Source organism: Mameliella sp. CS4 (genome assembly GCF_019392335.1).
In the GTDB taxonomy this organism is placed as follows: domain Bacteria; phylum Pseudomonadota; class Alphaproteobacteria; order Rhodobacterales; family Rhodobacteraceae; genus Antarctobacter.
The window spans coordinates 14,275-33,658 of record NZ_JAHXRQ010000008.1 but is presented as its reverse complement, the minus strand read 5'-3'; the positions used below and the strand labels follow the sequence as shown (position 1 = coordinate 33,658).

At 64.4% G+C, this 19,384-nt stretch carries 18 protein-coding genes; 6 read left to right on the top strand and 12 right to left on the bottom strand.

Features of this window, described 5'->3' with window-relative positions:
• Position 1: 1 nt before the first annotated feature.
• The 9 genes from KZZ07_RS11610 to KZZ07_RS11570 form a co-directional block, all read right to left on the bottom strand.
• Positions 2-832, bottom strand: coding sequence for a carbohydrate ABC transporter permease (locus tag KZZ07_RS11610; RefSeq protein WP_219514313.1), 831 nt, complete (start codon positions 830-832; stop codon positions 2-4).
• Positions 833-1,063: 231 nt separating this feature from the next.
• Positions 1,064-1,930, bottom strand: a complete 867-nt coding sequence (locus tag KZZ07_RS11605; RefSeq protein WP_219514312.1) for a carbohydrate ABC transporter permease — start codon at positions 1,928-1,930, stop codon at positions 1,064-1,066.
• A gap of 104 nt (positions 1,931-2,034) precedes the next feature.
• Positions 2,035-3,339, bottom strand: a complete 1,305-nt coding sequence (locus tag KZZ07_RS11600) for an ABC transporter substrate-binding protein (protein WP_219514311.1) — start codon at positions 3,337-3,339, stop codon at positions 2,035-2,037.
• Positions 3,340-3,455: 116 nt separating this feature from the next.
• Complete coding sequence (locus tag KZZ07_RS11595) at positions 3,456-4,487, bottom strand: LacI family DNA-binding transcriptional regulator (protein ID WP_219514309.1); 1,032 nt, start codon at positions 4,485-4,487, stop codon at positions 3,456-3,458.
• 179 nt (positions 4,488-4,666) lie between these two features.
• The gene (locus KZZ07_RS11590; RefSeq protein WP_219514308.1) at positions 4,667-5,872 is read right to left on the bottom strand and encodes an efflux RND transporter periplasmic adaptor subunit; all 1,206 of its coding nucleotides are present in this window, start codon (positions 5,870-5,872) and stop codon (positions 4,667-4,669) included.
• Between the two features lie 4 nt (positions 5,873-5,876).
• Positions 5,877-8,237, bottom strand: a complete 2,361-nt coding sequence (locus tag KZZ07_RS11585) for an ABC transporter permease (protein ID WP_219514307.1) — start codon at positions 8,235-8,237, stop codon at positions 5,877-5,879.
• Positions 8,238-8,241: 4 nt separating this feature from the next.
• Positions 8,242-8,970, bottom strand: coding sequence for an ABC transporter ATP-binding protein (locus tag KZZ07_RS11580; RefSeq protein WP_219514306.1), 729 nt, complete (start codon positions 8,968-8,970; stop codon positions 8,242-8,244).
• Between the two features lie 122 nt (positions 8,971-9,092).
• A complete protein-coding gene (locus tag KZZ07_RS11575) occupies positions 9,093-10,181 on the bottom strand; it encodes a Gfo/Idh/MocA family protein (protein ID WP_219514305.1) in 1,089 nt (362 codons plus the stop codon).
• Entirely contained in the window at positions 10,178-10,894 is a 717-nt protein-coding gene (locus tag KZZ07_RS11570) for a GntR family transcriptional regulator (RefSeq protein WP_255564303.1), read from the bottom strand. Before KZZ07_RS11570 ends, KZZ07_RS11575 begins: the two co-directional genes overlap by 4 nt.
• A 129-nt stretch (positions 10,895-11,023) precedes the next feature.
• Between KZZ07_RS11570 and KZZ07_RS11565 the strand changes: the two genes are divergently transcribed.
• The 6 genes from KZZ07_RS11565 to dctP all read left to right on the top strand — a co-directional run bounded on the left by KZZ07_RS11565 (position 11,024) and on the right by dctP (position 16,853).
• Positions 11,024-12,178 carry an LLM class flavin-dependent oxidoreductase gene (locus KZZ07_RS11565; RefSeq protein ID WP_219514304.1) on the top strand — a complete coding sequence of 385 codons (1,155 nt, stop codon included), beginning with the start codon at positions 11,024-11,026 and terminating at the stop codon, positions 12,176-12,178.
• Positions 12,178-13,062, top strand: coding sequence for an aldo/keto reductase (locus KZZ07_RS11560; RefSeq protein WP_219514517.1), 885 nt, complete (start codon positions 12,178-12,180; stop codon positions 13,060-13,062). The genes KZZ07_RS11565 and KZZ07_RS11560 overlap by 1 nt, the downstream gene beginning before the upstream one ends.
• Positions 13,062-13,571, top strand: a complete 510-nt coding sequence (locus tag KZZ07_RS11555) for a flavin reductase family protein (RefSeq protein WP_255564302.1) — start codon at positions 13,062-13,064, stop codon at positions 13,569-13,571. The genes KZZ07_RS11560 and KZZ07_RS11555 overlap by 1 nt, the downstream gene beginning before the upstream one ends.
• Positions 13,572-13,650: 79 nt before the next feature.
• Positions 13,651-14,247 (top strand): TRAP transporter small permease, encoded by a 597-nt coding sequence (locus tag KZZ07_RS11550; protein WP_219514303.1) that lies wholly within the window; start codon positions 13,651-13,653, stop codon positions 14,245-14,247.
• The gene (locus tag KZZ07_RS11545) at positions 14,247-15,764 is read left to right on the top strand and encodes a TRAP transporter large permease (protein WP_219514302.1); all 1,518 of its coding nucleotides are present in this window, start codon (positions 14,247-14,249) and stop codon (positions 15,762-15,764) included. The genes KZZ07_RS11550 and KZZ07_RS11545 overlap by 1 nt, the downstream gene beginning before the upstream one ends.
• A gap of 30 nt (positions 15,765-15,794) precedes the next feature.
• On the top strand, positions 15,795-16,853 hold the full coding sequence (gene dctP, locus KZZ07_RS11540; protein ID WP_219514300.1) for a TRAP transporter substrate-binding protein DctP: 1,059 nt from the start codon (positions 15,795-15,797) through the stop codon (positions 16,851-16,853).
• 433 nt (positions 16,854-17,286) lie between these two features.
• Here the strand turns inward: dctP and KZZ07_RS11535 are convergent, their stop codons facing one another.
• From KZZ07_RS11535 to lptE, 3 genes are read right to left on the bottom strand one after another with little or no spacing between them, the layout of a single operon-like run.
• Complete coding sequence (locus KZZ07_RS11535) at positions 17,287-17,871, bottom strand: glutathione S-transferase family protein (RefSeq protein WP_219514299.1); 585 nt, start codon at positions 17,869-17,871, stop codon at positions 17,287-17,289.
• Between the two features lie 22 nt (positions 17,872-17,893).
• A complete protein-coding gene (holA, locus tag KZZ07_RS11530; RefSeq protein ID WP_219514298.1) occupies positions 17,894-18,919 on the bottom strand; it encodes a DNA polymerase III subunit delta in 1,026 nt (341 codons plus the stop codon).
• Complete coding sequence (gene lptE / locus KZZ07_RS11525; protein WP_255564301.1) at positions 18,916-19,383, bottom strand: LPS assembly lipoprotein LptE; 468 nt, start codon at positions 19,381-19,383, stop codon at positions 18,916-18,918. Before lptE ends, holA begins: the two co-directional genes overlap by 4 nt.
• Position 19,384 lies beyond the last annotated feature (1 nt).

Here is a 19,384-nt window from a genome sequence, read left to right as displayed (position 1 = left end):
CTTATTTCACCGCGCCGAAGGTCAGGCCGCGGACGAGTTGTTTCTGGCTGAACCAGCCCATGATCAGGATCGGCGCGATGGCCATGACCGAGGCCGCCGAAAGTTTCGCGTAGAACAGCCCTTCGGGGCTGGAATAGCTGGCGATGAATGCCGTCAGCGGCGCTGCCTTTGCGGCGGTCAGGTTGAGCGTCCAGAAGGGCTCGTTCCACGCCAGGATGATGTTGAGCAGGATGGTCGAGGCGATGCCCGGCACCGCCATCGGGGTCAGCACGTAAAGGATTTCCTCGCGCAGGCTGGCACCATCCATCCGCGCCGCTTCCAGGATCTCTCCGGGAATTTCGCGGAAGTAGGTGTAGAGCATCCAGACGATGATCGGCAGGTTGATCAGCATCAGCACGATGATCAGCCCGACCCGCGAGTCCAGCCACCCCAGCTTGATGAAAAGCAGGTAGATCGGGTAGAGCACGCCGACCGCGGGCAGCATCTTTGTGGAGAGCATCCACAGCAGAATGTCCTTGGTCCGCTTCGAGGGCACGAATGCCATGGACCAGGCGGCGGGGATCGCGATGATCGTGCCCAGGATCGTGGAGCCACCGGCGATGATCACCGAGTTCCAAAGGAACCGCATGTAGTTCGACCGCTCCTGCACCACCGCGTAGTTTTCCAGCGTCCAGTCGAAGAAGAGGAAGACCGGCGGATCGCTGATGGCCTGCGCCTCTGTCTTGAAGCTGGTCAGGATGGTCCAGAGGATGGGAAAGAAGATCAGCAGACCGACGGCCCAGGCCAGCGCGGTGTTGATCGCCTTGCGTTGTGTCTTGACGGCGCGTGCCATGATCAGAGCCTTTCCTGCGTGGCGGCGGGGCGATGCGTTGCACCGATCGTCGGGCACATCCGGCGCGCATGCGCCAAGCCCGACCTCCCCCCCGGGAGGGCATTTGTTGGAACAGCCGTTGTCAGGGCGGCTATCGGGCTTTGGAGGGCAGCCAGCGTGGTCGCGTCACCGCTCTCCCGAGGCCGGGCATGGCGCACGCGCGCCCCGCCCGCCGTTTTGCATGTGGCCAGATCAGGCATCGAGGTTCTTCCCGACGATGCGCATCAGGAACAGCGCGACGATATTGGCCAGGATGATCGCATAGACCCCGCCCGCGGACCCCAGTCCGACGTTCTGGCTTTCCAGCACGCGCTGGAAGATCAGGTAGGTCAGCGTCTTGGTCCCGAACGAGCCCTGCGTGGTGACGAAGATCTCGGCGAAAATCGACAGCAGGAAGATCGTCTGGATCAGGATCACCACGGTGATCGCCCGGCTCAGGTGCGGCAGAATGATGTGAAAGAAGCGCGCCAATGGCGGGGCGCCGTCCATCTCGGCAGCTTCGAGCTGTTCGCTGTCCAGCGACTGGATCGCGGTCAGCAGGATCAGCGTCGCAAAGGGCAGCCATTGCCAGCTGACGATCATGATAAGCGACTGCATCGAAGCCTCGGACAGCCAGGCAATCGGCTCGGCACCGAAGAACTTCCACAGGTGTGCGAAGAGCCCGTTCACCGGGTCCATGAACATGTTCTTCCAGACCAGCGCCGACACGGTGGGCATCACGAAGAAGGGCGCGATGACAAGGATGCGCACCACCCCCTGCCCCCACATCGGCTGATCCAGGAGGATCGCCAGCAGCACGCCCAGGACCACTGTCACCACCAGCACACCACCGACGATCATCAGAGTCGTCATTACGCTGGGCCAGAAGGAACTGGACGTCACGAAACGGACGTAGTTGTCAAAGCCGGCCCACCCCAGGTCCCCGCCGCGCAGCGGCAGGTACTTGCGGAAGGAAAACCAGAGGGTCATGGACAGCGGAACAAGCATCCAGACCAGAAGCAGGAAAACCGCGGGGGCCATCATCAGACGGGCTGCGGATCGCGAATGCTGGGTCGCCATGACGCATCTCCTCCCTTGGCGGCGTCGCGCCGCCGTGTTGATGTCTGTTGTTAGGTCAGGAACCGGAGGGCGGTTGCCCCCGCCCTCCGGCCTGGGAGGAGGCCTCAGTACCCTGCGGCTTCCATTGCGTCGGCGACCAGCGCCTGCGCCTTGGCAAGGGCCTGCTGCGCGGTCTGCTGACCGGCCAGCGCGGCCGAGAATTCCTGGCCCACGTCGGTGGCAAAGCCCGCGAATTCCGGGATCGCCACGAACTGCACGCCGACATAGGGAACCGGGTCCACGGTCGGGTTCAGCGGGTCAGCCGAATTGATCGACTTCAGCGTCATTTCGGCAAAGGGCGCTGCGGAGAGATAGGCCTCGTTCTGATAGAGCGAGCTGCGCGCACCCGGAGGCACGTTGGCCCAGCCCTCGTTCGCCGCGACCAGCTCGATATAGGCCTTGGAGGTCGCCCACTCGATGAACTCCTTGGCGGCATCCTCTTTCTGGGTGCCCGCCGGGATGCCCAGCGCCCAGGCCCAGAGCCAGTTGCCGCGCTTGCCCTTGCCGGTGTCCGGCGCCAGCGCGAAGCCGACCTTGTCGGCCACGGCGGAATCGTCGGGATTGGTCACGAAAGAGGCGGCGACGGTGGCGTCGATCCACATCCCGCACTTGCCCTGCTGGAACAGCGAGAGGTTCTCATTGAACCCGTTGGTCGAGGCGCCCGGAGGGCCTGCATCGTTCATCAGGTCCAGGTAAAAGGTCAGTGTCTCTTCCCAGGCATCACTGTCGAACTGCGGGGTCCAGTCCTCGTCGAACCAGCGCGCGCCAAAGGAGTTGGCGGTGGCCGTCAGGAAGGCCATGTTCTCGCCCCAGCCGGCCTTGCCGCGCAGGCAGATGCCGTAGATCTCGTTGTCCCTGTCGGTGATCTTGCGGGCGGCGTCGGCGACAAAGCTCCAGGTCGGCGCCTCGGGCATTTCCAGCCCGGCGGCCTCGAACAGGTCGGTCCGGTACATGATCATCGAGCTTTCGCCGTAGAAGGGCGCGGCATAGAGCGTGCCGTCATGGCTGAGGCCCCCGCGCATCGCCGGCAGGATATCATCGGCGTCATACTCTTCCGACAGGTCGTCCAGCGGAACCAGCCAGCCGTTGGCGGCCCAGATCGGCGTTTCGTACATGCCGATGGTCATGATGTCGAAGGCACCGCCCTTGGTGGTGATGTCCGTGGTCACGCGCTGCCGCAGCACGTTCTCTTCCAGCGTGACCCAGCTCACCTCGTGTCCGGTCTTGGCGGTAAAGTCGTCGGTCAGCTTCTGCATCCGGATCATGTCGCCATTGTTCACCGTGGCGATGGTCAGGACCTCGGCGGAAAGCGCAGTCGCGCTGACCGACACAAGAGCGGAAGCCGCAAAAAATGCGCCTTTCAAAGTCATCCAATTTCCTCCCTTGGAGTGCTCGTTGCACACTCAAAGACTGCGCAACGCCCCTCAGCGAGTCAATCAAAAACTTTACGGGAGTAAAATTAAAATTTGCCGCGACGCAGAATACTCTATGCGGATTGCCGCATGACCAGCTTGCCTTCGAAAAAGATTTCATCGCGGTTTTCAGCACGTTCCCCGCTTTCGACCAGGCTGAAAAGTCGTTCGACACTGCGTTCTGCGATTGCAGTATAGTCCTGCGAAACCGTTGTCAGCGGCGGGCAGGTATAGCGCGAGAACGGGTGGTCGTCGTGTCCGGCAACGCGCAGCGCGGCCCCCGCACCCAGCCCGACTCGCAGCCCCTTCTGATAAGCCGCCGCCAGAAAGCCGATGGCCAGACGGTCGTTCGAACACAGGATCGTATCGGTGGTCAGGCTGCGTTCTTCGATGACTTTCGTACCGCCTTCCAGCCCGATCTTTTCGAAATCCCAGCCGCCGCCTTCGGCCTGCAACAGCTGCACGGGGTGGCCCAGCCGCTCCATCGCCTCGCAATAGGCGTTGCGGCGACGATAGGCATTCGGGTTGGTTGGCGTGCGCATCTCGAAAAAGGCCGGGGGCTGCCCCGTCCGGCAGAGGTATTCGCAGATCAGCTTGGTCGCCTGGATATTGTCATGCCCCACGAAGGCCTCACCCATACCACTGATATAACTATCAAAAAGAACAGAGGGCACCGCCTTGCAGAACCTCTCGACAGCCGCCTTGTCAGACGCCCGGCCAAGGGGCGCCAGCAATGCCCCGGCGGGCTTGATCGCGCGCAGGCTTTCGAAGTTGTCGTTTTCCTGCGCGGTGGATCCGTGCGAGCTGAGCAGGATCGGATGATAGCCCGCCGCGATCACCAGCATTTCCAGATTGCGCGCAATCTCGGCAAAGAAGGGGTCGGCAAGATAGGGCACCACGATGCCGATGTTCTTGGTCAGCTTGCGGTTCTGGTTGATCGCAAAGATGTTGGGGCGATAGTCGTATTGCTCCAGGGCACTCTCGATCCGCGCGCGCGTGGATTTCCGCACACTGTCCGGGTCGTTGAAATACTTGGACACGGTCGGACGCGAGATCCCGCTGACCTCGGCGAATTCCTCCATGTTCCGGATCTTCCTGCCGGTCATGAACCCTGTCTCCCCCTCCGGCATCGGACGCATGCCCGCCGCACACGCAGAAAAAACTTTACGCGCGCAATATTAAAAGACTGGGCGGACCGCCCGCGTTCGTCAAGATTAAGTTGGACGCGCGTCAAATCACAAGCCCCGGCCAAGAGGTTTTCATGATTGCCTGCGGGTGGGGGCGCCTACTGCCAGTCGCGCTCGGCCACCTCGACCCCGTCCTCTACCGTGTCCGGCGGGTGCAGGATCACCCGATCCCCGACCGCGACGCCGGCCAGCACCTCGGCGCTGCGCCCGTCGCGGCGGCCGATCTCGATCGCCGTCTCATGCGCGGCGCCATCGGCCAGCACATAGGTGAACCATTGCCCTTCGCGCCGGAAAATCGCCGACAGCGGGATCAACAGCGCATCTTCGGTGCGCCATTCCTCGATCCGGACAAAGACAGCAAAGGCCTGACCCAGCCCCGCGCGCATCTCGGGCGGAGAGGTGAAATCCAGCACCGCATCCACGCGTTGTTCCTCGATCCCCAGGGCCGAAACGACAGTGCGCGCTGCCGGTTCGATCAGCCGCAATTCCGCCGCCAGCGTGCCCTCGCCACCCCAGCGGTCCACCTCGACGGAGGCGCCGGGCGCCAGGCGGGTCGCCTGTGAGGACAAAAGATCGACAACGATTTCCAAATCGTCCGGGTCGCCGATGCTGAGCAGCGGCGCGCCTGCCGCCACGGGCCGCGCGCTTTCGCCCTCGACCGACAGGACAACGCCATCGGCGGGCGCCAGGATCGGCAGACAGCAATCGCCCCCGCCCGGCGCGTCCTCGGGTTCGGCCAGCACCGCCTGCGCGCTTTCCAGCGCGGCGCGCGACATTGCAAGCCGCGCGTCGGCAGACAGCTTGTCGGCCTCGGCCAGTTGCAGCTGCTGCGCCGCCGTCTCAAGCGCGGTCAGCGAGGCCGTGCCCCGGTCAGCCAGGGCCTTGGCCCGGTCATACTGCGACTGCGCATAGGCGCGCTGCGCCTCTGTCCGGACAACCTCGGCCTCGGCGAATTTCACGCTTGCCTCGGCCTCGTGCAGCGCCGCCACCGCCTGTGCCCGGCTGCGCGCATCCAGCAGTGTCGGCACAGCGGGCTGCACCTGGGCCACCACGGTCACCCCCTTGGCCACCGGGTCGCCCACCGTCACCGGCAAGCGCAGGACCGTGCCGACGATGGGAGAGGAGACCTCGTAGACCTCCCTGATCCGCGTCTTGCCATCCGCGTCCACCGTCACACTCAGCACGCCGCGCGCCAAAGGCGCCGTGTCCACCGGAATCGGATCGGTCCGGAAAGCGGTGACCGCCAACCCGCCCACCAGGGCGAGGCCGACAGCCGAAAGTCCTATGGTACGCAGGGACCACATGTCCTCACTCCCTTGTTTTCATGACGGCAATCAGATCGAGACGCCCCAACCGGCGCGCCACCAGCGCTACCGAGACCACCGCGGCGCCCAGCACGATCAGGCTGGCCTGGGCAAAGGTCGCCGGTTCCAGAACCAGCGGGATGGCATAGAGATCGCTGGTAAAGCCTTCGGTCATCAGCCGCGCCACGCCATAGCCGATCACCCAGCCCACCGGCTGCGCCAGAACGGCCAGCAACAGCACCTCACCGGCCAGGATATAGGCCACCTCACCCTTGCCAAAACCCAGGATGCGCAGGCAGGCCAGCTCTCGTGCCCGTTCAGAGAGCTGCACCCGCGCGGCATTGTAGGCCACGCCGACGGTGATGATCATGCCAAGGATGCCATAGACCGTGGTCGCGACAAGGATGTTGTTGCTCAACGTGTCCGTAAAGCTGATGCGGTTTTCGGTCATGTTGATGGTGCCCGTCAGCCGGGGCACATCCTTGATCCACTCCTGAAAGGCCTCAGCCGCCTGCGGGTTCGCCAATGTCACGTTGACGATGGACACCCGCGGGCTTTGACGGAACATGGAGTTCAGCGTGTCATGGGCGAAATAGGCGCCCAGCCCAAAGAACTGGGTGACGATGCCGGTGACGGGCACCTCGAAGGTCTCGCGCCGACCGCTTTCGAAACTGACGGTCAGTGTGTCGCCGACGCCGACATGCAGCGCCAGCGCCAGGCGATCCGACAGCAGGATGCCGAAGGGGTCGGGCGTGATCACCTGCCCGTCGCCATCCACCACCCGCGCCAGGTCCGCCGCATCCGCCACGCTCGAGACCGGGACCTGCTTTTCGTAGGGACCATAGATCAGGCGGGCTGCGTGGTATTGCTGGGGCTCCACCTGCAGGACACCGGGCAGCCGCCTGACCTCTTCCAGCGCGGTTTCGGGCGCGTCGGGGTCGAACAACAGCAACATGTCCTGCCGGTTCGACTGGTAAAAGGCAGTGTCTATGATCTCTTCCATCGCGTCGGGAAAGAAGTTCGACGCCACCAGCACCGAAACCGCCAGCGCCATGCCCAACAGGGTCATCCCCGCGCGCAGCGGCCAGCGCAGCAGGCTGCGCAGGATCATCCGAGTCGGCTGGCCCAGCCTCAGCAGATCGGCCAGCCGGTCCAGCGTGGAGCCGTGGAAATTGGGCGGTGCGGGCGGCGCCATCGCCACCGCGGGCGCCAGCCGCGCCGCACGCATCGCGCTGTTCAGCGCCCCCGCGCTGGTCGCCGCAAGGCCCAGCATCGCCGAGAGCGCATAGATGCTGAGCGGCACGCCGAAGACGAGGAAGGGAAAGTCGAAATACTTGGCGTAGAGCTTTGACATGGCCTGCGCCAGCCAGGATCCCACACCCCAGCCGATGCCGACCCCCAGAAAGGCGATCAACGCCGCCAGCATCAGGTAGTGCAGCCCGATTTCCCAGTTGGTGTAGCCCACGGCCTTCATCAGACCGATCTCGGACCGTTCAAGTTGCACGATGCGGCCCATGACCATGTTCACCAGAAAGACAGTGATCCCCAGAAAGACCGGCGGCAGCACCCAGGCCAGCACCTCCAGAGACTGGATCTCGGCATCCAGGAAGGCGTTCGACTGTTGCGCATCACGCCCCACCGGCGTCGCCGCGCCGTAGGGGTCCAGCAGCGCCTTGACCGCGTCCTTGACCGGTTCCAACGGCGTGCGCGGCAGAACGGTCAGCGCCACGGTGTTGAAGGCCCCCGCCATGCCGAACCCCGCGTCCAGCACTTCGGCCTGCATCCACAGGATGCCGAAGGTTTCGTTCTGCGGCATCAAGGCGCCGGGGCCGATGGTATAGACAAATTCGGGCGACAGCGCGGTGCCGGTTATCGTCACCCCGCGCTTGCGTCCGTTCAGGTTGACCGAGATTGTGTCGCCGGGGACAAAGCCGTTGGCCTCTGCAAAGGGTTCGTTCACCACCGTCTCGCCCGCATTTTCGGGCCAGCGGCCCCGTCGCAGCAGAGGCACGTTCAACAGCGGCTCGCCCAGTTCGGGGCGCGAAATCAGCAGGCCGGTCGCCGGTTTCGCACGCCCCGGAATGTCGAGGATCGCGTAGGAGCGCACCTGCGTTTCCACCTGCGCCACGCCCTCGATGTCGCGCAATTGCGACAGCAGGCTGTCCGGCGCGCGACGGGCCGAGGCAAAGACATGCGCAAAGCGGTTGCTCTCGTAATAGGCGCTGCGGGTCTCGTTGAGCGCCCGGCTCATACCCACCGACATGATGATGACCGCGATACCCGCCGCCAGCACCAGTGCGATTGCCACGCCCTGCACCCAGAGCCTGCGAAAGTCGCGAAACAGCTTGAGGTCCATTGCGTGCATGCGTTCACCAATGGATCTCGGTTGCGGCGAGGCGGCTGTCGTTTTCCTCGATCCGGTCGATGCGCCCGTCCTGGAACCGGATCACCCGGTGCGCCATCAGCCGGATGGCGGCGTTGTGGGTGATGACCGCCGTAGTGGTGCCGAATTCATCGTTGATCCGCTGCAGCGTCGCCAGGACCTGCGTGCCGGTGTGGCTGTCCAGCGCGCCGGTGGGTTCGTCGCACAACAGCACGTCGGGCCGTTTCGCGATGGCCCGCGCAATGGCGACCCGCTGCTGTTCGCCCCCCGACATCTGCGCCGGGAAATGGTCCATCCGGTGGCTCAGGCCGACCAGGTCCAGCGCCTCGGCGGGTTTCATCGGGCGCTTTGCCACGTCCGTGACCAGTTGCACGTTCTCGCGCGCATTGAGCGAGGGCACGAGGTTGTAGAACTGAAAGACAAAGCCGACATGGTCGCGCCGGTAGCGCGTCAGCTGCCGGTCGCTGGCATTGGTCAACTCTTTCTCGCGAAACCAGAATCGTCCGCCGCTGGGCCGGTCCAGCCCGCCGAGGATGTTCAGCAGCGTCGACTTGCCGGACCCCGAGGGGCCCAGCAACACGGTCAGCTCTGACCCATACAATTCCAGATCCACGCCCGCCAGGGCATGCACCTGCACCTCGCCGGTGTCATAAGTCTTGGTCAGACCCTCGGTGCGAAACACCACCTCGCGGGTCCTGTCATCGAGTCGCGCCATGATCCTCTCCGCGTGTCCCGCGCAAACTGCACGGGAAGTGTCACAGGTGTCATGATCCGCATCAAGGTCAGACGAATTACCTAACGGCAAGGCATCGCGCTGCCCGCTTCATGCGCACGGCGCTACAGCAGCACCGCCTGTCCGGTCCGCGCGCTTTCCTGCGCCGCCAGCCCGATCCGGACCGCGGCCATCCCGTCCGCCAGTGTCACCTCGGGCGCCCCTTCTCCCCGGACCACCGCGTTGAACCCCTCGTGCTGGTAGAAGGTCGACCCGTTGTGATCGCCTGCTGCCAGCAACTCGGCCTCGACCGGCACCTCGATCACGCGCGGCCCCCTGGGCACGCGCGGAGAGACGATCACCTGCGGCACAGGCGCCTCCCCCAGGTGTTCGGGCCAGAACCGGCCCGGCCCGGGCACCAGCGCCTCGATCTTGCCGGCGGGGCCGAGGGCGCAGATTTCTTCCTGGTACCGCGCGCCCTCGGCGAACATGCACAGTTCCAGCATCGCCCGCGCACCGCCTGCGAAATCCAGGATCACATAGCCGTTGTCCCAAATGTCTGGCGACCGCCCGTCATAGGTTTCGTCCTTGTGGTTCACCGCCTGCCCGGCGCTGGCCATGACGCGCACCGGTTCATCCCTGAGGATAAGGCGCATCAGGTCGAAGAAATGACAGCATTTCTCGACCAGCGTGCCGCCGCTCCGCGCGTTGAAACGGTTCCACGCGCCCACCTTGGGCAGAAAGGGAAAGCGGTGCTCGCGAATCGACAGCATGGAAATTCCGCCTGTCGCCTCGGCCACTTCCTGCCGCAACAGCGCCACGGGCGGCATGTAGCGGTATTCCATCGCCACCCAGACCGGCGCGGGATAGCTGTGCGCGAATTCGGTCAGAAAGACCTCGTCTTCCGGCGTGGTATACAGCGGCTTTTCACAGAGCACCGGCAGCGGTCGAGTCGCCGCGATCCGGCGCAGCTGCGGGACGTGGCAATCGTTCGGGCTGACCACCACCAGCGCATCCAGCCCGTCGACCGCCAGCAACTCGTCCAGAGTGGCGCAGACCTGCGCGCCGCCCGCCAGTTCGGCCGCACTTTGCGCCAAGTCTATGACCGGATCGAAAACCGCGACCACCCTGCCCTGCGGCAAGAGGTTGATGTTCTGGATATGCTCGCGGCCCATCATGCCGCAGCCGATCACGCCGTACCTGACCACGCTCACCCCCTGCCGATCCTGTTGATATAAGTGACGGTTTCCGCGTCGAACCAGGTGCGAGAATATTCGACCGGCGCGCCTGTCTTGTCCCAGGCGATGCGTTCGACATAGCCCGCCGTTTCACCCACCCCGGGCGGGAACCGTGCATCGCGCCAGTCGGGCACCGGCGCGAAACCAATCCGGTCCTCTGCCGAGAGGATCACCAGCCCCAGCCGTTCACGGTAGAAAAGGTAAAGCGATTCCAACACGTCCTCTGCGGCGACACGCGCCGCCTGCGCTCCGTCCAGCCAGATCTCTTCCAATGCCGCCGGAACACCGCCCAGGAACCGCAGGCGCCGGAACCGCCACCCCTCGGACGACGGACCGAAGGGGGGGGCATCCGCCGGTTTCGCCAATCGCTCTACACCCAACAGTTCCGCCGTGGGCAGCCCGCCACCGGCCTTCAGCTCCAGCCGCAGCATCGAATAGATCGAGGCCACGCCGTCACGTGCCCGGACATAGTTTCCGGACCCTTGGACACGGTCCAGCAACCCCTTGTTGGCCAAGGCCTCCAGCGCCTTGCGCAGGGTGCCCACGGCAATTCCAAGTTGTTCGGCCATCTCGCGTTCCGGCGGCAGCCGTGCGCCATCGGCCAGCCGTCCTGCCGCAATGTCACGGATCAGCATTTCGCTGATCTGGGCGTGCTTGGGCAACGCCGCCGAGCTTCTTCCCCGCGCCAAGATGATCTCCTCCCGCCGCAGTCCCGTTCGCGTCGCGGCAAAATTAATACACTATTGATGCATGATTATCCGGATGCTACGCAAGAAGAAATCGACGCCGAATCCGGCGCACTTCCGGGAGGCCCTGAAATGACCGTCGTGCCCCTCACATCCCGCGATCTCGATGCGTCCGAGGTCAGCTGGTTCTCGGCGCTCTGCTCTGACGACTACCGCTATCTCGGCGTGCCAGAGGGCGATTTGCGCTCTTCGTTCGAACATTGCCGTGACATCGTGCTGGAGGCGGAACAGCAGGGATTTCGCAACATCCTGGCGCCGTCCTCCTACCAGGTCGGGCAGGACACGCTGAGCTTTGTCGCGGGCATGGCGCCGCTGACAGACCGGATCAACATGCTGGCCGCCATCCGCTGTGGCGAGATGCACCCGATCATGCTGGCGCGCACGGTGGCCACGCTGGACCACATGATGAAGGGACGGCTGACGCTGAACGTCATCTCGTCGGATTTCCCGGGCGAAAAGGCCGACAGCGCCTATCGCTACCAGCGCTCGCGCGAGGTGGTGCAGATCCTGAAACAGGCCTGGACGCAAGACGAGATAAATTTTCACGGCGAGGTCTACGATTTCGAGGGCCTGACCACCGATCCCGCCAAACCCTACCAGACCGGCGGGCCTCTGCTGTACTTCGGCGGCTACTCGCCCGCCGCGCTGGAGCTTTGCGGCGAACATTGCGACGTCTACCTGATGTGGCCGGAACCCAAAGAGCAGCTTGCCCAACGCATGAGGGACGTGAACGCCGTGGCCGAACGGCATGGCCGAACGCTGGACTACGGGTTGCGCGTGCACATGATCGTCCGCGACACAGAGGCCGAGGCGCGCGAATACGCCGAAAGCCTGGTGTCGCAACTCGACGACGAATACGGCCGCCTGATCCGCGACCGGGCGCATGACAGCAGCTCTCTTGGTGTGTCGCACCAGTCCCGCGCCCGCGAGCTGGCCGACCAGTTCGGCTATGTCGAACCTCACCTCTGGACCGGGATCGGGCGCGCGCGCTCTGGCTGCGGCGCGGCGCTGGTGGGCTCCGCCGACCAGGTCCTGAGCCAGATCGAAGAGTACCGCAAGATGGGCATCCGCGCCTTCATCTTCTCCGGCTATCCGCACATTGACGAATGCCAGCATTTCGGCAAGTTGGTCATGCCGGAGCTAAAAACCTGTTCGCTGCCGCATGAGTACGGTCGTGTCCCCGATGAAACCCCGGCAACGCCCCTTGGCGTGGGAGAGCGCAAATGATGGACCGCGTGGATCTTCAAGAGGGGCTGAGCCTCAGCCGCATCGTTTATGGCATGTGGCGGCTGGGCGACGATGCCAATACCGCGCCCGACCACGTCCGCAACAAGATCGCGGCCTGCCTTGACCAGGGCATCACCACGCTGGACCAGGCCGACATCTACGGCGGCTACATGGCCGAGGAAATCCTGGGCGCCGCGCTGACGCCGGACCTGCGCAAACAGGTCGAGATCGTCACCAAGTGCGATATCGTGGCACCCGTGGGCCGCTACGCGGATGCGCGGGTGAAATACTATGACACCAGCCGCGCGCATATTATGGCCTCGGTCGATCATTCGCTCAGCCTCATGGGCATCAACGAGATCGACCTCTTGCTGATCCACCGCCCCGATCCGCTGATGGATCACCGTGAAACGGGTGAAGCGCTAGATGAACTGGTGGGCTTGGGCAAGGTGCGTGCCGTCGGCGTGTCGAACTTCAGGCTGCACGACTGGACCCTGCTGCAATCGGCGATGAAAACGCCGCTTGTGACCAACCAGATCGAACTCAGCCTGTCGGCGCATCAGGGTTTCACCAATGGTGACGTGGCCTATTTGCAAGAGCGGGGCATTCCGCCAATGGCCTGGTCCCCGCTGGGTGGTGGCGCGCTGATGACAGAGGACACGCACCTGACACAACTCATGGACCGGGTGGCCGACGATTTCCTGGCCGATCGCGCGGCGGTGGCTGTGGCCTGGCTGCTGGCGCATCCGGCGGGCATCCTGCCGGTCATGGGCACGAATTCGATCGAGCGGATCAAGGCGATTTCCCACGCCTTCGACATCCAGATGACGCGCGAGCTTTGGTTCGAACTCTATACCGCCGCGCTGGGGCAGGAGGTGCCCTGATGGACGGCGACCTGAGCCACGCCATGCAAAGCGTCGACCCCAGCGAGAATAGCCGCGCCTTCCGCGAGGCCCTTGGCAGCTTTGCCACCGGCGTGACCGTGGTCACGGCACAGGGGGCCGACGGCCCGGTGGGCATCACCGCCTCCAGCTTTGCCAGCGTTTCGCTGGATCCGCCGCTGGTGCTGTGGTCGCCGCAAAAGACCTCGCGCCGCTTTCCCGTCTTCCGCGACGCGCGCCATTACGCGATTCACGTCCTTGACGGCCACCAGCAGGATATCTGCACCGCCTTCACGCGCGAGGCCAATGCCTTTCATGCCTGCGACTGGGGTGAGGACGCCAACGGCGTGCCGCGCATCGCAGGATGCCTCGCCCGTTTCGACTGTACCCAGGAGATCACCCATGACGCGGGCGATCACCTCATCATCCTGGGCCGCGTGACCAGCGCGGCCTTCCGGCCCGGCCTGCCCCTGCTGTTCCAGGGCGGCCGCTTTGTCAGCCTCAAGGGCTGAGACCACAGGGACCGGGGCGCCCAAGATCCCGGCCTGAACAACAAGGGGCGAAAAAAGCCCCGCTTATGGGAGGAGCGCCATGCCGGTGCTGCTGACTCTGCTTTGGCCGCTGGAGCGGCTGAATACCGGTCTGCTTGCCGTGGGCCGTGTTATCGCGGTGCTTGCGCTGGCGATCATGGTCTGCCTGATCCTGGGCCAGATCTTTTGGCGATACGTGCTGAACGACGCTCCCAACTGGACAGAGGAAGCCGCCCGTTTTGGGATGCTCTGGCTGGTGGGCCTCATGGCGCCGCTGGCCTACCGGCAGGGCGGATTCGTCGCCATAGACATCGTCGAACGCGCCCTGCCCCGGATTGTCGCCGCGCTCTTGTCGCTGGTGCTGCTGGGGATCTCTCTCTGGGTGCTGCTGATTGCCTGGGACAAGGGGCTGAACAACCATGTCGACAGCCTGTCCGGGCGCGGCTGTTCCTCGTCCCTGCGCTGGCCTTTCGGGATCGAGATCGGCAAGTGCAAGGCCAAGTTCGCCAACCAGTACCAGTATGCCGCGCTCTGGGTCGGGATAAACCTGTTGATCCTCGTCAATGTCGAGCTGATCCTGCGGCAGGTCATCACCGTCTTGGGCGGCGGCGACCGGCTGAAATCGCTGCATCATGACGCGATGGCGGGGGCGGACTGATGCTGATCTGGTTCCTGCCCGTCTTCCTCGTGCTCATCCTGATCGGGCTGCCGGTGGTCTTTGCCCTGCTCGCCGCACCCTTCGGCCTGTTGGTCATGGACGACCAGAGCCGCCAGCTCTCGGTCCTTTACCGCAACCTCTACAACGGCATGGACAGCTTTCCGCTGATGGCGCTGCCCTTCTTCATGCTGGCGGGCGAAATCATGAACCGTGGCGGCATCACCATCCGTCTGGTCGAGTTCTCACAGGCCATCATGGGCCACCTGCGCGGCGGGCTGGCGCAGGTCAACATCCTGTCCTCGATCCTCTTTGCCGGGCTGTCCGGATCGGCCGTGGCCGATACCTCGGCGCTGGGATCGACCCTGATCCCGGCGATGGAGAAAAACGGCTATACTCGCCGCTTTGCCGCCGCCATCACCGCCGCCAGTTCCGTCATCGGCCCGATCATCCCACCCTCGGGGATCATGATCATCTACGCCTATGTCATGGGCGAAAGCGTCGCCGCGCTGTTCCTTGCGGGCATCGTGCCGGGCATCCTGGTGGGTGTCGGGCTGATGGTCATGGTCCGTGTCATGGCCGACCGCTATGACCTGCCCAAGGCGGAACGCATCGTGGTCAGGGGCCAGACGATCAGCACCACGGAATATTGGGTCAGCCTGATCCTCGTCCGGATCAACCTCGCCGGACTCTTTTACGCCGTGGCCGCGGCGATCCCGGGCAATCCGGGTGGCTGGGCCGTCTACCTTGCCATGCTGGTCCCGGCGCATTTCCTGCTGATGTACTGGCGCAGGCAGGTCAGCCATGATTTCCGCATCGTCTGCAAGAAGGCCGTCGCGCCGCTGCAAACGCCGATCATCATCCTCGGCGGCATCCTCATCGGCGTCATGACTCCGACAGAGGCCAGCGCCGTCGCCGTGGCCTATGCGCTGGTGGTCAGCTTTGCCGTCCTGCGCTCGATGACCGTGAAAGACCTCTACCAGGTGCTGGCCCGCTCGGCCCTGTCGACCTCCGCCGTTCTGCTGCTGGTCGGCGCGGCGGTCGCCTTCAAGACCGTCGTGTCCCTGAGCCATGCGCCGCAGATCCTGACCGACATCATCCTGGGCCTGTCCGAAAACCCGCTGATCCTGCTGTTCCTCATCAACATCCTGCTGTTCATCGTGGGCATGTTCCTGGATGCGGGCCCGGCGATCATCATCCTCGGCCCCATCCTTGGCCCGATCTTTGTCGAACTGGGCGTGCACCCGGTCCATTTCGCCATCATCATGAGCGTGAACCTGACCGTGGGCCTTGCCACGCCGCCGATGGGACTGGTGCTTTTCGTCGCCTCAACGGTCAGCCGGGAACGGGTGGAGACAATTGCCCGCGCGATCCTGCCCTTCCTCGCGGTCGAAGTCTTCGTGATCTTCCTGATTACCTATGTCCCGCCGATCTCGATGACCGTGCCCTACCTCACAGATTTCATCCGGTGCCCGCCCGATACAGGTTTCATGGCCTGCATCAGCCCGGCGCCGCAATAACCACAGACGACAGCATACGGGAGGAAACACATGCTGAAACCAATCTTGACCGCGGCGACCCTAGCCGCCGCCACCCTGACCGGGGGCCCGGCCTTCGCCCAGGACCCGATCAAGCTGGTCGCCACCGCCAATTCGAACGAGGCGGACGAGGACTATGCCGGCCTGATCGTCTTCAAGGATTTCGTCGAGGCCGCGTCGAACGGCGCCATCGAGGTCGAGATCTACATGGGCACCCAGCTGTGTTCCACCGGGGCGGAATGCATCGAGGGCGTGGCCGAAGGCTCGATCGACATCTATATCTCCACGTCCGGCGGCGCGGCGGGGATCTTTCCCTATGTCCAGGTGCTGGACCTGCCCTACCTGATGGCCAATGACCGCGTGGCCGAACATGTGCTTCAGGGCGATTTCGTGCGCACCATGCGGGACATGGCGCTGGACGACAGCGACAACACCGTGCGCCTGATGACGATCGGCAACACCGGCGGCTGGCGCAACTTCGCCAACACCAAGCGCCGCATCACCTCGCCCGCCGACATGGAAGGGCTGAAGATCCGGACCGTGGTCGCCGACCTGCCGCAGGAACTGGTCAAGGCCCTGGGCGCCGCGCCCACCCCGATCCCCTGGCCCGAGCTGTTCACCTCGTTCCAGACCGGGGTCGTGGACGGGTCCAAGAACGGCATCACCGACATCATGGGCATGAAGTTCCCCGATGCCGGCCTGCAGTACGTCACGCTGGACGGTCACGCCTACATGGGCGCGCTGTGGTGGATGAACAACGAAAAGTTCATGAATATGGACCCAGCGATGAAGCGCGTCGTGGTTGACGGGTTCTATGCGCTGCAGCAGGCCACGTTCGCGGCGCCCAAGCGCGGCGCAATCCAGGCCTATGCCGATTTCGTCGAAGGCGGCGGTGACATCTACGTGCCCTCGCCCGAGGAAAAGGCCGCCTTTGCCGAGGCCGCCAAGCCGGTGCAGGACTGGTTCCGCGACAACGTGGACGGCGGCGACAAGATCCTTGATGCATTGATCGAAGCCGTCGAAAAAGCCGAGGCCGATCTTCAGGCGGCCTATGACGCCGACCTGAACTAAGCGGCCATCTTGGCAGCAGGCGGGCCGGGCAGGCAATGCCCGGCCCGCTTTGCATTCAGCGCTGTGACAGCAACCCTCTGTTAACATCAGTATTAGGTATTGGATTGAACCCCGACAAGGGACGTTTCATGGGCTTCTGTCTCTGGCCAAACCGACTGATTCCCAACAGTTTCAGTACCAAGGCCTATGTCTTGGCCTCCATCGACCCCATGTGCCGCTGATCTCGGGCGTCTGTCATGCACTGGTCCGTCAGCCTGGCGTGCTGGCCCGTATCGGAGACGGGCAATGCGTGCGCTGACTGCGCGAGGCGAGTTCGGAGGACGCCTGGCGGGTGGGTGTGCGTCCTATCGAGGTCAAGGAGTTTCTCGACAGGACGGACAGGGCGCTTTGTGCGGCCAAGGATGGCCGCTGCACCAAGGTGGTATTGAGGATCCTAAGAGGCCGCCGCCTGAAACGCCGGACGCGCGCGCAGGCGCGCCAGGTAGTCCGCAAGAGCCGGGCCCCCGTCCGGGAATTTCGCCACCTGCGCCCAGGTCCCGCAATGGCCAAGGATGATGTCCGGCACCAGAGGCGCCTCGCCCATCAGGTAGGGACCCTCGGCCTCTTCCATGATGCGGGTGATATTGCGGGCATATTCCGCCGCACAGGCCGGTTTGACCTCGGGGACGCGTTCTGCCTCTGGCAGGACGAAGGTATGCTTGGACGCGGTCCAGAGCAGCGATTCCACCTCGTCCAGGATGCGGAAGGTCCAGGCGTCCTGCTGCGCCCGCAGGATCGTACCGGCGGGATGGGTGAACCCGCCGTGCTTGTCCGCGAGATAGGTCAGGATCGCGGTGGAATCGCGCAACACGGTGTCCCCTTCGACAAGCACCGGGATCTTGCCCAGAGGGCTGACCTTGCGGATCTCGTCGGACTGGGGACCGGCGGGCACATGCGAATAGTCAAGGCCCAGCTCCTCCAGCAGCCAGAGCACCCGGAACGCGCGGCTGCGGATCGCACCGTAAACCGTGTAAGTCATTTGCTTTTCTCCCCAGTCACATTCAGCGCCGCCCAAGGTAGGCAAGCCGGACAAAGGCCCGCTCCACCAGCGCCATCTGCGGCGCCTTCTGACCAGCAGACCGCAGCGTAAGATCAGTATCCATCAGCAGTTTCAGCGCCTCTTCCAGCCGCGCGGACGACCAGCTTTGCGCCTGGCGCAGCATCCGGTCGCGGCGCGGGCCAAAGATCGGCGGGCGCAGCTTGCCGATGCCCTGCGCCGGGCCACCCGGCGCCGAGGCGATAGCAAAGAGCGTCCGGAAATGCCGCATCCCCATGATGAGCAATGTCACCGGCGCCACGCCCTGCGCTGTCAGCCGCTGCATGACCGGGGCAATATCACCGGTGCGCCCTTCGGCCAGAACGTGAAAGATCTCGTCCATCTGCGCCTCGATCGAGGCGGGCGCGTTCAGCGTGACCTCGTCCGGTGTCAGCGGCGCTTCGTCCCCGAACTTGTAGAGCGCGATTTTTTCGAGAGTCTGGCGAAAATCGCCCGGTGTCAGGTCGCGCGCAAGGTGTTCAAGCGCCCCCATCGCCTCGCGGTCGATATTCTTGAGACCCGCCCGCGCCAGTTCGGCCTCGATCTCTGCCCGCCCCATCGGATCGTTGTAAAGCGCCGCCGCATAGGCGTTTTTCGCGCCCTCAAAAAGCTTGCGCAGGGACGATCGCGCGGTCAACTGCCCTGCGGTCGCGATGATCTGCGCATCGCCTTCGCGCCAGTCGCCCAACGCCGATTTCATCGCTGCGCTGATGCCGTCCGCCGCCTCTTCGACCAGCACCGCGCGGGGACCGGGAAAGAACCCCTGCGCCTTGACCGCGTCCAGCAGTTGCGCCGGATCGCGGCGCAGATCCCCGCCCACCATCCGGGTCAGGCGCATTTCGGCCTCGCCCTCGGGGCCGACGATGGCAGCGACAACCTCCTGGCGCTTCATCGCCACGCGCATCACGTCCTCGCCATAGATCAGCAAGCCCGCCACGCCCGGATCGGGCTTGCGGAAGAACGCATTCGCATCGCGCGGCGAAAGTTTCATGAAGCGGTGATGCCTGACAGCAATAGGTCGTCGATCACCTGGTCGGCCAGAAGTACCATCAGGCGTTCCAATGCGTCGGTTTCCGCCGCGCGGGTGGCAACGGTGGAGCCGGTGCTGGAATAGCCGGTAAAGGCATTGGTGCGCCCCTGTAGCAGGGTCTTGGCCGTGCCGGCCTCGACCAGCGTGTAGAAGACACGCCCGATCAGGCGATAACGCGTGGTCGTGCCCGCCGAGGTCGACCCCATGTCCTGTTCATCGGTCTGGATTCGAAGGTCCAGCCGGTAGGGGGCCGACGGGCCGCCACGGCCCAGTCGTTCTTCGAACCGGCGGTTGAAGTGGTAGCCCGTGTTGTCGTTCGGGTCCGGCAGTGCCACCGCGTTCAGCAGCGCCCCGCCGCCGCCCTGCGGTCCATAGACCGGGGTGAACCCGCAGGCGCCGAGGGCTGTCGCCCCCAGCAGGATCATT